We start from the raw sequence: 14269 nt of genomic DNA, 5'->3' as shown, positions 1-14269 counted from the left end.
CAGCATATGTCTGCAGCCCTGATCGCCGCCATGTTCTTCACGGTGGCCCTGCTTGTGACCACGGCGTACTTTCTGATGGGCTCGGTGCCGCTGTTGATCCTGAAGCACGACACGCCCATGGACTCCCGTTTTGTCCGGGGCTTCTTCAACATCTACTATTTGGCCGCCATCTGCACCGCCAGTGCAACCGCGCTGAGTTATGCGTTTGCGGGCAGATTGGCCTTTGCGGTGGGCGCGGCGGCCCTCGCGCTTCTAGCCGTCGTCTTGCGCCGGACGGTCATTCCCAGGATGGAATTGCTTTGGGCCCGCATTCAGGCGGGTGATACCCGTGCCATTCCAGCGTTCCGCCGCATACACGTGGCAGCCATCTTGATCAACCTGGTTCAGTTGGCACTCATCGTCTGGAGCCTCATCGCCGCTTCCATGGCGGCGATGAAGTGACGGGGCACCGGCGCTACCGCTGGCCCGAGAGCTTCACGCCACCCGGTGGTACCAGTACATCGAGAGCCCGGCACCCGTCAGCATGAACAGGGTGGCCAGCAGGGCCAGCAGGGCTGAGACTTCGGTTTCCTTCTTCTCCACGCTCAGGCGCGAACTCAGGGTTTCGTAGACCTTCTTCAGGTCTTCGGCCGTGGCGGCGTGGAAGTACTCGCCCTGCGTGCGCAGGGCCACGGCCTTGAGGGTTTCTTCGTCCAGGCGTACGTGCATGGACCAGCCTTCGAAGCCTATGGTCTCGCCGTTCACCGTGCCCACGCCCACCGTGTAGATGCGCACGCCGCGGTCGGCGGCCAGCTTGGCGGCTTCCATGGAGTCGATGCCCGTGGTGCGCTGGCCGTCGGTCAGCAGGATGATGGCGGCCGAGCCGTAGGAGCCCGGGGCCACGGGCTGGAATTCCTTGACGCCGGTGGACTGGTCCAGCGAGACGCCACGCGCGCGGCCGTAGGTCATGTTGCCGAGGTCGAGTCCGGCATCGGGAAACAGCGTGGCCAGGGAGAGCACGATGCCGTTGCCAATGGCCGTCCCCCGCTGCAGCTGGAAGCGGTCGATGGCCGAGACCAGGTCTTCGCGGTTGTGGGTGGGGATTTGCGCCACCTGAGCCGATCCGGCAAAGGCCACGATGCCCACCTTCACATGACGGGGCAGTTCGGCAAGGAAGGCCTTGGCCGCGTTCTGCGAGGCCTCCAGCCGGTTGGGCAACACGTCGGCCGCGCGCATGCTGCCCGAGACGTCCATGGCCAGCATGATGGTTTCCTGCTGCGTGGGCAGCATGACGACGGCCAGCGGGCGGGCCGCCGCCAGCAGCAGGGCCGAGATGGCCAGCAGGAAGAGGGCGGGGGGAACATGGCGCCGCCAGTGGCTCTGGCTGCCCATGGCCTGCTTGACCAGGCCCAGGCTGGCGTAACGCACCACGAGCTTGCGCTTGCGCTGCAGCAGCCACAGGTAGAACAGCACCAGCAGCGGCACCAGCAAGAGCAACAGCAGCATTTGGGGCCAGAGGAAATTCATGGTGAGACCTCCGCAGGGGCGTTGCGCACCAGCCGCAGATGGGCCGGGGGCGGTGCTGAACGTGAGCGGCTGCGCTGGCGGCGCAACTCGGCAAAACGCAGGAGGGCGGGCACCAGCGCCTCGCCGGTGGCGAGTTCCAGCGTGTCAACACCAGCGCGTGAGAGTGTCAGCCTTAGGGCCTCCTCGCGCTGCGCGGTCAACTGTGCGAAACGGGCGCGAAAGCCCCGGTCGTGCGTGTCCACCAGCAGCTGCTCGCCGGTTTCGGCATCGCGCATGGGCAGCAGGCCCAGGTCGGGCAGTTCCTGCTCCAGAGGGTCGTAGAGGCGCACGGCCAGAACCTCGTGGCGCAGGGCCAGGCGGGCCAGTGGCTGCTCCCAGCCGCTTTCGCTGATGAAGTCCGAGAGCACGAAAACCGTGCTACGCCGGCGTATCAGCGCGGCGCTCTGCTGGAGCATGTCCTGCAGGCGCGTGACGCCGGGGTAGTTCTCGTCCTGCGCCGCCGGGCTTTGCAGGCGTTGCAACAGTTGCAGCACGTGGCGTCGTCCGCTGCCCGGTGGCAACACGGCCTGGATACCGCCGTTGTAGAGCACGGCGCCCACGCGGTTGCCGTGACGCGTGAGCAGGCGCGCGAGCACGGCCACGAAGTCGGCCAGCACCTCGCGCTTGGCACGCTCGCCCGACCCGAAATCCACCGAGGGGCTGAGATCCAGCAGGAACCAGGCGCTCATCTCGCGGTCTTCGGTGTAGACACGCACATGGGGCACCTGCAGGCGCGCGGTGACGTTCCAGTCGATGTGACGCACATCGTCCCCGGGCTGGTATTCACGCAGATCGGCCAGGTCCAGGCCGGCGCCGCGCAACAGGCTGCGGTAGTCGCCCTGCAGCAGGCCATCCAGGCGGCGCAGCACGGTCCACTCAAGCCGGCGCAAAGCCTGCTCGGCGGATTCGGGGGCGGGTCGGGCGGCGGTGGCCATGTTCAGGCTGCGAGGGGTTCGTGTTCCAGCACCTTGGCCGGCAGGGGTACGTGGGCCATGAACTTGGCGATCAAGGCGTCGGCGTCCAGCCCTTCGGAGAGGGCTTCATAGGACAGCACCAGGCGGTGCCGCAGCACGTCGGGCACGAGATCACCCACATCCTCCGGCAGGGCGTAGCTGCGCCCGCGCAGCAGGGCCAGGGCCCGGGCGCCTTCGATCAGGCTGATGGTGGCGCGCGGGCTGGCGCCGTAGCTCAGGTAACGCGTGAGGTCCTTGAGGCCGGCACGCACGGGCTCGCGCGTGGCGGCCACCAGCTTCACCGCGTACTGCACCAGGGCGGGGTCCACATAGACCTCGCGGCAGTGGCGCTGCAGGGCCGCCAGCTGCTCCGTGGTGCTGACGGCGGTCACGGCCACCGCGGCACCGGTGACACGTTGCACGATGACGAACTCTTCTTCTTCGCTGGGGTAGTCCACCTTCACCTTGAACATGAAACGGTCCACCTGGGCCTCCGGCAAGGGGTAGGTGCCCTCGGTTTCGATGGGGTTCTGGGTGGCCATGACCACAAAAGGCGTGGGTACGGGATAGCTGGTGCCGGCGATGGTCACCTGATGTTCCTGCATCACCTCCAGCAGTGCGCTCTGTACCTTGGCCGGCGCGCGGTTGATTTCGTCGGCCAGCAGCAGGTTGGCGAAGACCGGACCCAGCGAGGTGCTGAACTCGCCGCTCTTCTGGTTGTAGATGCGCGTGCCCACCAGGTCGGCCGGCACCAGATCAGGGGTGAACTGGATGCGGCGGAACTGGCCCTGCACCACCTGGGCCAGGGTCTTGATGGTCAGGGTTTTGGCCAGGCCAGGCACGCCTTCGACCAGCAAATGGCCCTGGGCCAGCAGCGCCACCATGACACGTTCCAGGAAGCGGTCCTGCCCGACGACGACACGCTTGACCTCGTAGAGGATCTGTTCCATGAGTCGGGAGGTTTCGGCGGCGGTACGGGTGCTCTTGTCCATGAGGGGCCTTTCAGAAGGGATGCATGCCGGCGGCCGAGGCCGCGTTCTCGATGGGCACGGCGAAACCGATGCCAATGAAGGTGCGCTGTTCGGACGGGTTGAGGATGGCGGTGACGATGCCGACCACCTCGCCGTCCATGGTGACCAGGGGGCCGCCCGAGTTGCCGGGGTTGGCCGCTGCGTCAAACTGGATCAGGTTGCCGATCTGCTGCTTGCCCTCGGGCGAGCGGAAGCTGCGCCCGAGCCCGGAGACCACACCGCTGGACACCGAAGGCCCGATGCCGAACGGGAAACCCACGGCCACCACGCCGTCACCAGGCTGCAGATCGGCAGTGGAGCGCAGCGTAGCGGCCTTGAGGTCATCGGGCAGCCTCTGGGCCTGCAGCACGGCCAGGTCGTTGTGGATCTGCGCGCCGGTCATGTTCGCGGCCGAACGTGAACCGTCATGGAAGGTGAGTTCGATGCGGGTGGCGCCGGCCACCACGTGCAGATTGGTCAGGATGACACCGCTGTCCACGATGACCACGCCGCTGCCCAGGCCGTGTTCCTTTTCTTCTCCGTCCTTGTCGGTCACGAACCCGGCCACCCGCACCAATGAAGGCATGACGGCTGCTGCGGCCTTTGCAGCCGGTGAAGGCAGGTTGGCCGTTTCCAGCGTCCGGAGCACGGCCGCGTCGATGTCCTTCTGGGTCAGCTTGCGCTGCCCGTTGACGGGCCACAGGGCCTGGGCCAGCAGCACGAGCAGGGTGGCTAGGGCCAGCCAGCGCCAATGGCGTTCCTGCCAGTGCGGCAGGCGCTTGCGCCAGCGGGAAGGGGAAGCGGGCGGTTCGACCGCAGCAGGCAAGACCGGGGCCGGCGCGGCGGCGGGGCCACGCGGCGAACGGCTGTACAGGGCGGGCTGGCGCATGCGTACCCCCGGGGCTGGTGCCACCGACGCGATGGCATTGCAGCAACGGTAGCACGGCTGGCCGTTTTTTGCATGCGCACTGGCCCGGGGTCGACCCTGTTTACGGCATCATCCGGTCATGACTGGATGGATCGACACCCATTGCCACCTCGACGCCCCCGAATTCGCCGCCGACGTGGCCGCCGTACGGGCGCGGGCGCGTGAACGCGGTGTGGTGCATTGCGTGCTGCCGGCGGTTCAGGTGGCGCATTTCGCGGCCACGCGCGCCTTGGCGCACCAGTTCGGTGACAGCTATGCTCTGGGCATCCATCCCTTGTATGTAAAGCAGGCCGACGACGGGGACCTGGCCCGGCTGGACGCAGCGCTGACCGAGCACCGGGGCGACCCGCAGCTGGTGGCTGTGGGCGAGATCGGGCTGGACTACTTCGTGCCCGAACTCTGCGCCTCACCGCTGCGAGAGCGGCAGGAGTTTTTCTACGTGGAACAGCTCAGGCTGGCCCGCAAGCATGGTCTACCCGTGATCCTGCACGTGCGCCGCTCGGCAGACATGCTGCTCAAGGGCCTGCGCGCTGTGGGCGGCGGCCAGCCCTGGCAGGGCATTGCACATGCCTTCAATGGCAGTCTGCAGCAGGCCGAAGCCTTTATCACACAGGGACTCAAGCTAGGCTTTGGCGGGGCGCTGACCTACGAGCGCGCGCAGAACCTGCGCCGGCTGGCGGTTGAGCTTCCGCTGGAAACCATCGTGCTTGAAACGGATGCGCCCGACATGCCGCCGCACTGGCTTTACAAAACGGCGGAGCAGCGTGCGTCAGGTGAAGAGCAGGGACGCAACGAGCCGGGGGAGCTGCCGCGGATTGCGCAGGTGCTGGCGGAGTTGCGCGGGATGGAGGTGGCGCAGTTGCAGCAGCAAACGCGGGTGAATGTGCAGGCGGCCCTGCCGCGTTGCGTTCTGGAATGAAGGCAGCGCGCCTGCGGGGTCTGCCGCCTGTCGTGGGCACCGGGACGCGTCTGCTCATCCTCGGCAGTTTTCCCGGCGTGGCCTCGCTCAAGGCACAACAGTACTACGGCCATCCGCAGAACCATTTCTGGAAAATCCTGCAGGCTCTGTGGCCCGAGCACCCGCTGCCGGGGCCGGCGTCTTATGCGAATCGTTGTGCCTGGCTGCTCGCACGGGGTCTGGGTGTCTGGGATGTGTACGCCAGCTGCGAACGCAGCGGCAGTCTGGACAGCGCGATCCGGAATCCGGAAGTGAATGACTTTGCCGCACTCAAGGACCACTGCCCGCAACTGCAGCTGATCGCACACAACGGGGGTGAGAGCTACAAACACGCGGAGCTGGTGCGCAACAGTTTGGGGCTGGGCCATTTCCCCCTGTTGAAGCTGCCGTCCACCAGCCCGGCCAATGCGAGCTGGAGTTTTGTGCGCAAGCTGGAAGCCTGGCGCATGGCGATGGCGCAGGCCGGGTTGCTGTGACGGTGATAATCGGCCGATCTTGAGCACACGCAAACTTTCCCTGCCCGAAGTCCATTTTTCAGACGAGGGCCACATCCGGCACATGCACCTGGGCACGATCTGGATCCAGGGGTCCATGGACATGCGGGACCCCACCGCCCTGGTGCACGAGTACATCCAGCGCATGATGGCCTGGACGCTCTTCGTGGAGCCGGACACCGTGACGAAACGCCAGGCCGTGCAGCTCGGTCTGGGCGCGGGCTCGCTGACCAAGTACTGTGCCAAGGTCCTGCGCATGAAGACCACGGCCATCGAGCTCAACCCGCAGGTGCTGGCGGCCTGCCGCGGCTGGTTCAAGCTGCCGGCGGATTCGGCCCGTATGCAGGTGGTCCTGGCCGATGCCGCCAAGGAAATCCAGAAACCCGAGTGGTTCGGCACCGTGGACGCCTTGCAGGTGGACCTGTACGACCATGACGCCGCTGCGCCCGTGCTCGACAGCGCCGAGTTCTACGCCCACTGCCGCCGCCTGCTGACGGACGACGGTTGCATGACGGTGAACTTGTTTGGCCGCTCCTCCAGCTTTGCCAGGAGCGTGGACAAGATCGCTGCCGCCTTCGGCCGCGAGGCAGTTTGGGCCTTCAAGGCGACGCGCGAAGGCAACACCGTGGTGCTGGCGCAGCGCACGCCCTCGGTACCGAAGCGCGCCGTGCTTGCCGAGCGGGCCGAAATCATCCAGACTCAGTGGGGCCTGCCCGCCACCAAGTGGCTGCGCGGCTTCAAACCCCTCATCGATTGACCTTATGAGCGCCCAGCCCAAACTCAAAAGCCTGTCCAAGTCCGAGCATGTGGGCCCGGTTGACTGGCGTCGTCTGGTCGAGTGGCTGCTGGCCGATGGCGTGATCGCCGACGAAGAGGCCCAGCGCACGATTGCACGTTGTTCACAGGCCGAGAGCGCACAGCACCCGCTGCTGCGCCTGGCCAGCGTCTCGATCCGCCGCGTCAGTGACCACAAGCCGCTCGACGTGGAAAGCCTCACGCAGTGGCTGGCCGGCCGCGCCGGCCTGGACTACCTGCGCATCGATCCGCTCAAGGTGGACGTGGGCAAGGTGGCCGACACCATGAGCGCGGCCTATGCCGAGCGTCACCGCGTGCTGCCGGTGCAGGTGCTGCCTAATGAGGTGGTGGTGGCCACGGCCGAACCCTACATCACCGACTGGGTGGGCGAGGTCGAGCGCCAGACCCGCCGCAGCGTGCGTCGTGTGCTGTCCAGCCCGGGCGAGATCACGCGTTACACGGCCGAGTTCTTCGCGCTGGCCAAGTCGGTGCGTTCGGCCATGAAATCGGGCAGCGGCAACACGGGCGCCAGCTTCGAGCAGCTGGTGGAGCTGGGCAAATCCAACAAGCAGCTGGACGCCAATGACCAGAGCGTGGTGCAGGTGGTGGACTGGCTGTGGCAGTACGCCTTTGACCAGCGCGCCAGTGATATCCATCTGGAGCCGCGGCGCGAGCAGGGTGTGATCCGCTTCCGCATCGACGGCGTGTTGCATCCTGTGTACCAGATGCCCATGGGTGTGCTCACCGCCATGACGGCCCGCATCAAGTTGCTGGGCCGCATGGACATCATCGAGAAGCGCCGCCCCCAGGACGGGCGCATCAAGACACGCAACCCTGGCGGCGATGAGGTGGAAATGCGGATCTCCACCCTGCCCACGGCCTTTGGCGAGAAGATGGTGATGCGTATCTTCGACCCGGACACCACCGTCAAGGACCTGGCCGAGCTGGGTTTCTCACCGCACGACGCGCAACGCTGGGAGTCGTTGGTCAAGCGTCCCCACGGCATCATCCTGGTGACCGGACCCACGGGTTCGGGCAAGACCACCACGCTGTACTCCACCTTGAAGCGCGTGGCCACGGAAGAGGTCAACGTCAGCACGGTGGAAGACCCGATCGAAATGATCGAGCCGGCCTTCAACCAGACCCAGGTGCAGCCCCAGCTGGACTTCGGCTTCCCCGAGGGCCTGCGCGCGCTGATGCGGCAGGACCCGGACATCATCATGGTGGGCGAAATCCGCGACCTGGAAACCGCCGAGATGGCGGTGCAGGCTGCGCTGACTGGCCACCTGGTGTTCTCCACCCTGCACACCAACGACGCGCCCTCGGCCATCACGCGCCTGATGGAGCTGGGCATCCCGCCCTACCTGCTCAACGCCACCGTGTTGGGTGTCCTGGCGCAGCGTCTGGTGCGCACCCTGTGCGCGCAGTGCAAGGTGCGCGACGAGGCAGCCACCAAGGAGCATCTGGCCGAGATGGTGAAGCCCTGGAACATCAGTGGCGGCTACAAGCCTTTCAAGCCCGTGGGATGCGTGGACTGCCGCATGACGGGTTTCCAGGGGCGCATGGGCCTGTATGAACTGCTGCTGATCAGCGAGGCCTTCAAGGACAAGGTCAGCCGCGAGCCCAACATCGACGCACTCAAGCGCCAGGCCGTGGCCGACGGCATGCGCCCGCTGCGCCTGGCTGGTGCATTGCGCGTCGCCGAGGGGCTCACGGTGATCGATGAGGTGCTCGGCGCCACGCCGCCCCTGACCTGAAGCTGACCTGCGCACCGCCGCGGCGCACACGTCTCGTCAACCTAGGGTATTCCCTGCCGATTTTTCCCATGCCCCCGGGGGTGCATAGGTGTAATCCACATTCGGCATGACACTTATTCCGGGGCAGAATTCGGCTTGTTTTCGGGTATGGCCCGTAGGAGACAAGTTCGTGAGATTTATCAAGAGTGAACAAGATTTTTACTCAGGCCTGATGTTCACCGTCGTGGGCGTCGGTTTTGCGGTGGGTGCGACCACCTACAACGTGGGCAACGGCGCCCGCATGGGCCCCGGGTACTTCCCGCTGCTTTTGGGCGTCATCCTCGCCATCCTGGGCGGGTTGATTCTCTTCAAGGGTCTGGTGTCCAAGTCGGAGACCGGTGACAAGCTGGGCGGCATCGCCTGGCGTCCGCTGGGTTACATCATCGGCGCCAACGTGCTGTTCGGTGTCCTGCTGGGGGGCCTGCCTAAATTCGGGATTCCCTCCATGGGTCTGGTCGTTGCCATCTTCGGTCTGACCATCCTGGCCAGCCTGGCTGGTGAAAAGTTCAAGCTGCGCGAGGTGCTGGTGCTGTGCGTCCTCCTGGCCATTCTGAGCTACGGTGCCTTCATCAAGCTGCTCAATCTGCAGTTCCAGGTCTGGCCGACTTTCATCGCGGGTTGAGGAGTAAAAGAAAATGGAATTGTTTGACAACCTCGCGCTGGGTTTCGGCGTCGCCTTCACTTTTCAGAACCTGCTGTATGCCTTCATCGGTGTGCTGCTGGGCACGCTGATCGGCGTGCTGCCGGGCGTCGGCCCTGTGGCCACGATCGCCATGCTGCTGCCCGCCACCTATGCGCTGCCCCCGGTGGCAGCGCTGATCATGCTGGCCGGTATCTACTACGGCGCCCAGTACGGCGGCTCCACCACGGCCATCCTGGTCAACCTGCCGGGAGAATCGTCCTCGGTGGTGACCGTGATCGACGGCTACCAGATGGCCCGCAAGGGCCGTGCCGGTCCCGCGCTGGCCGCTGCCGGCATGGGTTCCTTCTTCGCCGGTTGCGTGGGCACCCTGATCTTGGCTGCCTTCGCTGCGCCGCTGACCGAGGTGGCCTTCAAGTTCGGCCCGGCCGAATACTTCTCGCTGATGGTGCTGGGCCTGATCGGCGCCGTGGTGCTGGCCTCCGGCTCGCTGCTCAAGGCCATCGCGATGATCGTGCTGGGCCTGCTGCTGGGCCTGGTAGGCACCGACGTGAACTCCGGTGTGGCGCGTTTCTCCTTTGACATCCCGGAATTGACCGACGGCATCGGCTTCATCGTGATCGCCATGGGCGTGTTCGGCTACGGCGAAATCATCCAGAACCTCTCGCACCCCGAAGACAAGCGCGAAGTGTTCACCGGCAAGGTCACGAACATCTACCCGTCCAAGGAAGACTTCAAGCGCATGGTGCCAGCGGTTCTGCGCGGCACGGCCCTGGGCTCGATGCTGGGCATCCTGCCCGGCGGCGGCGCGCTGCTGTCGGCCTTTGCGGCCTACACCATCGAGAAGAAGACCAAGCTCAAGCCGGGTGAAGTTCCCTTCGGCCAGGGCAATATCCGCGGTGTGGCCGCTCCCGAGGCGGCCAACAATGCCGGCGCACAGACCTCCTTCATCCCGCTGCTGACGCTGGGCATCCCGCCCAACCCGGTGATGGCGCTGATGGTGGGTGCCATGACCATCCACAACATCCAGCCTGGTCCCCAGGTGATGACCAACAACCCCGAGCTGTTCTGGGGCCTGATTGCTTCCATGTGGATCGGCAACCTGATGCTGATCGTGCTGAACCTGCCGCTGATCGGCATCTGGATCAAGCTGCTGACCGTGCCCTATCGCTGGCTGTTCCCCGCCATCGTGCTGTTCTGCGCGATCGGCGTGTACTCGACCAACAACAACGTGTTCGACATCTGGATGGTGGCCATCTTCGGCGTCATCGGTTACGGCTTCATCAAGCTGGGGGTCGAGCCGGCGCCGCTGCTGCTGGGCTTCATCCTGGGGCCGATGATGGAAGAGAACCTGCGCCGCGCCCTGCTGCTCTCGCGCGGCGACTGGAGCGTGCTGGTCACGCGTCCGCTGTCGGCCACCTTGCTGGGCATGGCACTGCTGCTGCTCGTCATCGTGATGCTGCCGTCCATCAAGTCCAAGCGCGAGGAAGCCTTCGTCGAAGAGTGATCGCATCGCTCGACTAAACTGGAACGGCACCTGCGGGTGCCGTTCTTACTTTCAGCCCCCGGAGGAGCCTATCCATGAAATCCAAGTTGCTGACCGGTCTGCTGGTCTTCGGTCTGTTCCTGGCCCTGCCGCTGGCGGCCCAGACCTGGCCGAGCAAGCCCATCCGCCTGGTCGTACCCTTCCCGCCCGGTGGCGCTACCGACATCCTTTCGCGCGCGCTTTCGCAGGAACTGGGCAAGAAGCTGGGCCAATCCATCGTGGTGGACAACAAACCCGGTGCCGGCGGCACCATTGGCGCGCTGGCCGGTGCCCAGGCCGCGCCCGACGGCTACACCCTGCTGCTCACCACATCGAGCACGCACAGCATCGGCCCGGCCATCAACCCCAAGATCCCGTACAACGCCGAAACTGATTTCACGCCCATCGTCTACGTGGCCAGTTCGCCGCAGGTGATCCTGGTGCCCATGACATCGCCCGCCAAGAACCTGCGCGAATTCGTCGACTATGCGCGTAAAAACCCGGGGCGGCTGAACTACGCCTCCAGCGGCAACGGCACCATCTCCAACCTGTCCACCGAGATCTTCAAGGCCCAATCGGGCACCTTTCTCGTGCACATCCCTTACCGCGGCACAGGCCTGTCGATTGCTGATCTGATCAGCGGCAAGGTCGACGTGCTGTTCGACTCCGTGGTCTCGGGCATGCCCCATGTGCGCGATGGCAAGCTGCGCGCCCTGGCTGTGACCAGTCCCAAACGCAGTGCCTTGGTGCCCGAGCTGCCGGCCGTGGCCGAGCTGCTGCCGGGCTTCGAGTCCGTCACCTGGTTCGGCGTTTACGGTCCGCGCGGCTTGTCCCAGGAGGTTGTGAACCGCGTCAACCAGGCCGTGAACGCGGCCCTGTCCGAGCCCGAGTTGAAAGAACGCTTCGCGCGCCTGGGGGCCGAAACCGCCGGCGGTACCCCCCAGGCTTTCGCTGCCGTGGTGAAGGCTGAATCGGCCAAGTGGAAAAAAGTCATCACGGAACGCAAGATCGTCGCCGACTGAACACGAGTTTTCATGAATTTCAACTACAGCACCCCCTATACCAGCACGCGCCTGCCCGTTTTCGCGCGCAACGTCGTCTCCACCTCGCACCCGCTGGCCGCGCAGGCCGGCCTGCGTATGCTGCAAAAGGGCGGAAATGCCGTGGATGCGGCCATCGCAGCAGCAGCGGCCATCACCCTGACCGAGCCGGTCAGCAACGGCCTGGGCAGTGACGCCTTCGCCATCCTCTGGGATGGCAAAGAGCTGCACGGACTCAATGCTTCGGGGCGTGCACCGCAGGGCTGGACGCCCGAGTATTTCCATCGTAAATACGGCAAGGACGCCAAGACGCCGCCGAAACGCGGCATTGATGCCGTCACCGTGCCCGGCGCAGTGGCGGGCTGGGTGGCCCTGAGTGAGCGCTTTGGCAAGCTGCCTTTTGCCGACCTGCTGGAGCCGGCCATCGAGATTGCCGAACGTGGTTACCTCATCCCCGTGGTTGTGCAGCAGAAATGGGCGGCGGCCACGCCCGAGCTTCAGGGGGTCCCGGGTTTCGCCCAGTCCTTCCTGCCCTGGGGTCGTGCGCCGAATGTGGGTGAGCTCTTCCAATTCAAGGCCGCGGCCCGTGCCCTGCGTCTGATTGCGCAGACCAAGGGCCAGGCCTATTACCAGGGCGAGATCGCCCAGGCCCTGGCGAAATTTGCCGCCGAATGCGGCGGCGTGCTCCAGGCCAGCGACCTGGCGGCTTACCAACCTGAGTGGGTACAGCCCTTGGCCAAGAACTACCGTGGTTACACCCTGCACGAGATCCCGCCCAATGGTCAGGGCATCGCTGCGCAGATGGCCTTGGGCATCCTGGACAAGTTCGACCTGGGCTCCCTGCCCGTGGACAGTGTGGACTCGCAGCATCTGCAGATCGAGGCCATGAAGCTGGCCTTTGCCGACGTTTACCGCTATGTGGCCGAGCCCTCGTCCATGGAGGTGACCCCCGCGCAAATGCTCGATGACGCCTACCTGAGCAGTCGTGCCAAACTGATCGACATGAAAAAGGCGCAGGACTTCAAGGCCGGCAACCCGGTCAAGGGCGGCACCATCTACCTGACGGCGGCTGACGAGAACGGCATGATGATCAGCTTCATCCAGAGCAACTTCATGGGTTTCGGCTCGGGCTGCGTGGAGCCGACCTTCGGCATCAGCCTGCAGAACCGCGGCCACGGCTTCAACGTGGACCCGCAGGGTCACAACAAGGCCAATCTGGTGGCGCCGGGCAAGCGCCCCATCCACACCATCATCCCGGCCTTTCTCACCCAGGATGGCCAGCCCGTGATGAGCTTCGGCGTGATGGGCGGCAATATGCAACCCCAGGGCCATCTGCAGACCCTCGTGCGCATGCTGGACTACGGCCAGAACCCGCAGACCGCCTGCGATGCGCCGCGCTGGCGCTACAACGCGGGGCTGGAGATCAACGTCGAGGCGAGCATGAATCCAGCCACTGTGCAAGGCCTGTCGGCGCGTGGCCACCGCATGGAGGTCATCAACGATTCCTACCAGGACTTCGGCGCCGGCCAGTTCATCTGGCGCGCCGGCGATCCCAAGGTGCAGGGTTATGTGGCGGCCAGCGACGCACGTCGAGACGGCCAGGCCGCGGGTTTCTGAGCGATCCGACGTGGCAGCACAAGGCGCTAGCAAAAACATAGCAAGCGGCCTGGTGCTGGCGATCGTCGGTGCCATCGCCTTCAGCGGCAAGGCCATCATCGTCAAGCTGGCCTACCGCCATGGTGTGGATGCGGTCACACTGATCATGTACCGCATGCTGTTTGCCCTGCCGCTGTTTGCCGTCATGGCCTGGTGGGCCAGCCGCGGCAAGGCCGCTCTCACGCGGCGTGACTGGCTGGGTGTGCTGGGCCTGGGTTTCAGCGGTTATTACCTGGCCAGCTTTCTCGACTTTGCAGGCCTGGCCTACATCACGGCTTCGCTGGAGCGTCTCGTTCTGTATCTCACGCCGACGATCGTGCTCCTGATCGGTCTGCTGCTCTATGGTCGACGCGTCAGCCGTGCGCAGCTGGGCGGCATGCTGATCAGCTACCTGGGGGTGATGCTCGTTTTCGGGCGCGAGGTCTCGCTGGCCGGGGCCGATGTGGCCTGGGGGACGCTGCTGGTCTTCCTGAGCGCCGTCAGCTACGCGATTTACCTGAGCTACAGCGGCGAGCTGGTACAGCGTCTGGGTTCGCTGCGCCTCGTGGGCCTGGCCACCAGCGTGGCCTGCCTGTTCTGCATCCTGCAGTTTCTTCTGCTGCGCCCCTTGTCGGCGGCGCAGGTGGCACCCGAGGTGATCTGGCTGTCCCTGCTCAACGCCACGGCTTGCACGGCCGTGCCCGTGCTGCTGGTGATGATGGCCATCGAGCGGGTAGGGGCTGGCATGGCGGCACAGGCGGGCATGGTGGGCCCCATGTCCACCATCCTCATGGGTGTGCTGCTCCTGGGTGAACCCTTCACAGGCTGGGTTGTGGCCGGCACGCTGCTGGTGCTGGCCGGCATCTTTGTCTTCGGCCGCGCTGCGCGCGCGGCGGCGGACTGAAAGTCCCGCCCGGGCAAAGGTCAGACAGCCTCCGTATCATTCCCCC

The 14269-nt window shown here is 65.4% G+C and carries 14 protein-coding genes; 10 read left to right on the top strand and 4 right to left on the bottom strand.

What is annotated here, in order from left to right; translation table 11 throughout:
* Positions 1 to 6 precede the first annotated feature (6 nt).
* Positions 7 to 441, top strand: a complete 435-nt coding sequence (locus tag AC07NT_RS12110) for a hypothetical protein (RefSeq protein WP_498598796.1) — start codon at positions 7 to 9, stop codon at positions 439 to 441.
* Between the two features lie 33 nt (positions 442 to 474).
* Here the strand turns inward: AC07NT_RS12110 and AC07NT_RS12105 are convergent, their stop codons facing one another.
* Genes AC07NT_RS12105 through AC07NT_RS12090 form a run of 4 tightly spaced genes read right to left on the bottom strand, consistent with a single transcriptional unit; the run spans position 475 to position 4397 of the window.
* Positions 475 to 1506, bottom strand: a complete 1032-nt coding sequence (locus AC07NT_RS12105; protein WP_498598797.1) for a VWA domain-containing protein — start codon at positions 1504 to 1506, stop codon at positions 475 to 477.
* On the bottom strand, positions 1503 to 2480 hold the full coding sequence (locus AC07NT_RS12100; protein ID WP_498598798.1) for a DUF58 domain-containing protein: 978 nt from the start codon (positions 2478 to 2480) through the stop codon (positions 1503 to 1505). Before AC07NT_RS12100 ends, AC07NT_RS12105 begins: the two co-directional genes overlap by 4 nt.
* A gap of 2 nt (positions 2481 to 2482) precedes the next feature.
* Entirely contained in the window at positions 2483 to 3490 is a 1008-nt protein-coding gene (locus AC07NT_RS12095) for an AAA family ATPase (RefSeq protein ID WP_498598799.1), read from the bottom strand.
* A 10-nt stretch (positions 3491 to 3500) separates the two neighbouring features.
* A complete protein-coding gene (locus tag AC07NT_RS12090) occupies positions 3501 to 4397 on the bottom strand; it encodes a S1C family serine protease (protein WP_498598800.1) in 897 nt (298 codons plus the stop codon).
* A gap of 118 nt (positions 4398 to 4515) precedes the next feature.
* Between AC07NT_RS12090 and AC07NT_RS12085 the strand changes: the two genes are divergently transcribed.
* From AC07NT_RS12085 to AC07NT_RS12045, 9 genes are all read left to right on the top strand, one after another.
* A complete protein-coding gene (locus tag AC07NT_RS12085; protein ID WP_498598801.1) occupies positions 4516 to 5355 on the top strand; it encodes a TatD family hydrolase in 840 nt (279 codons plus the stop codon).
* Positions 5352 to 5870, top strand: coding sequence for a DNA-deoxyinosine glycosylase (locus tag AC07NT_RS12080; RefSeq protein WP_498598802.1), 519 nt, complete (start codon positions 5352 to 5354; stop codon positions 5868 to 5870). Before AC07NT_RS12085 ends, AC07NT_RS12080 begins: the two co-directional genes overlap by 4 nt.
* Before the next feature lie 19 nt (positions 5871 to 5889).
* A complete protein-coding gene (locus AC07NT_RS12075) occupies positions 5890 to 6645 on the top strand; it encodes a class I SAM-dependent methyltransferase (RefSeq protein WP_498598803.1) in 756 nt (251 codons plus the stop codon).
* A 4-nt stretch (positions 6646 to 6649) separates the two neighbouring features.
* Entirely contained in the window at positions 6650 to 8440 is a 1791-nt protein-coding gene (gene tfpB, locus AC07NT_RS12070) for a type IV pilus assembly ATPase TfpB (RefSeq protein WP_498598804.1), read from the top strand.
* 211 nt (positions 8441 to 8651) lie between these two features.
* Positions 8652 to 9101, top strand: coding sequence for a tripartite tricarboxylate transporter TctB family protein (locus tag AC07NT_RS12065; RefSeq protein ID WP_498599163.1), 450 nt, complete (start codon positions 8652 to 8654; stop codon positions 9099 to 9101).
* Between the two features lie 13 nt (positions 9102 to 9114).
* Entirely contained in the window at positions 9115 to 10626 is a 1512-nt protein-coding gene (locus AC07NT_RS12060; RefSeq protein WP_498598805.1) for a tripartite tricarboxylate transporter permease, read from the top strand.
* Between the two features lie 74 nt (positions 10627 to 10700).
* Positions 10701 to 11666: a Bug family tripartite tricarboxylate transporter substrate binding protein gene (locus tag AC07NT_RS12055; protein ID WP_498598806.1), complete on the top strand. Its 966-nt coding sequence runs from the start codon at positions 10701 to 10703 to the stop codon at positions 11664 to 11666.
* A gap of 12 nt (positions 11667 to 11678) precedes the next feature.
* A complete protein-coding gene (locus tag AC07NT_RS12050; protein ID WP_498598807.1) occupies positions 11679 to 13301 on the top strand; it encodes a gamma-glutamyltransferase family protein in 1623 nt (540 codons plus the stop codon).
* The gene (locus AC07NT_RS12045) at positions 13252 to 14223 is read left to right on the top strand and encodes a DMT family transporter (RefSeq protein WP_498598808.1); all 972 of its coding nucleotides are present in this window, start codon (positions 13252 to 13254) and stop codon (positions 14221 to 14223) included. The genes AC07NT_RS12050 and AC07NT_RS12045 overlap by 50 nt, the downstream gene beginning before the upstream one ends.
* The last annotated feature ends 46 nt before the right edge of the window (positions 14224 to 14269 follow it).

This window comes from Hylemonella sp. GW821-FHT10B10 (assembly GCF_059415585.1).
This window is presented reverse-complemented; position numbering and strand designations above follow the sequence as displayed.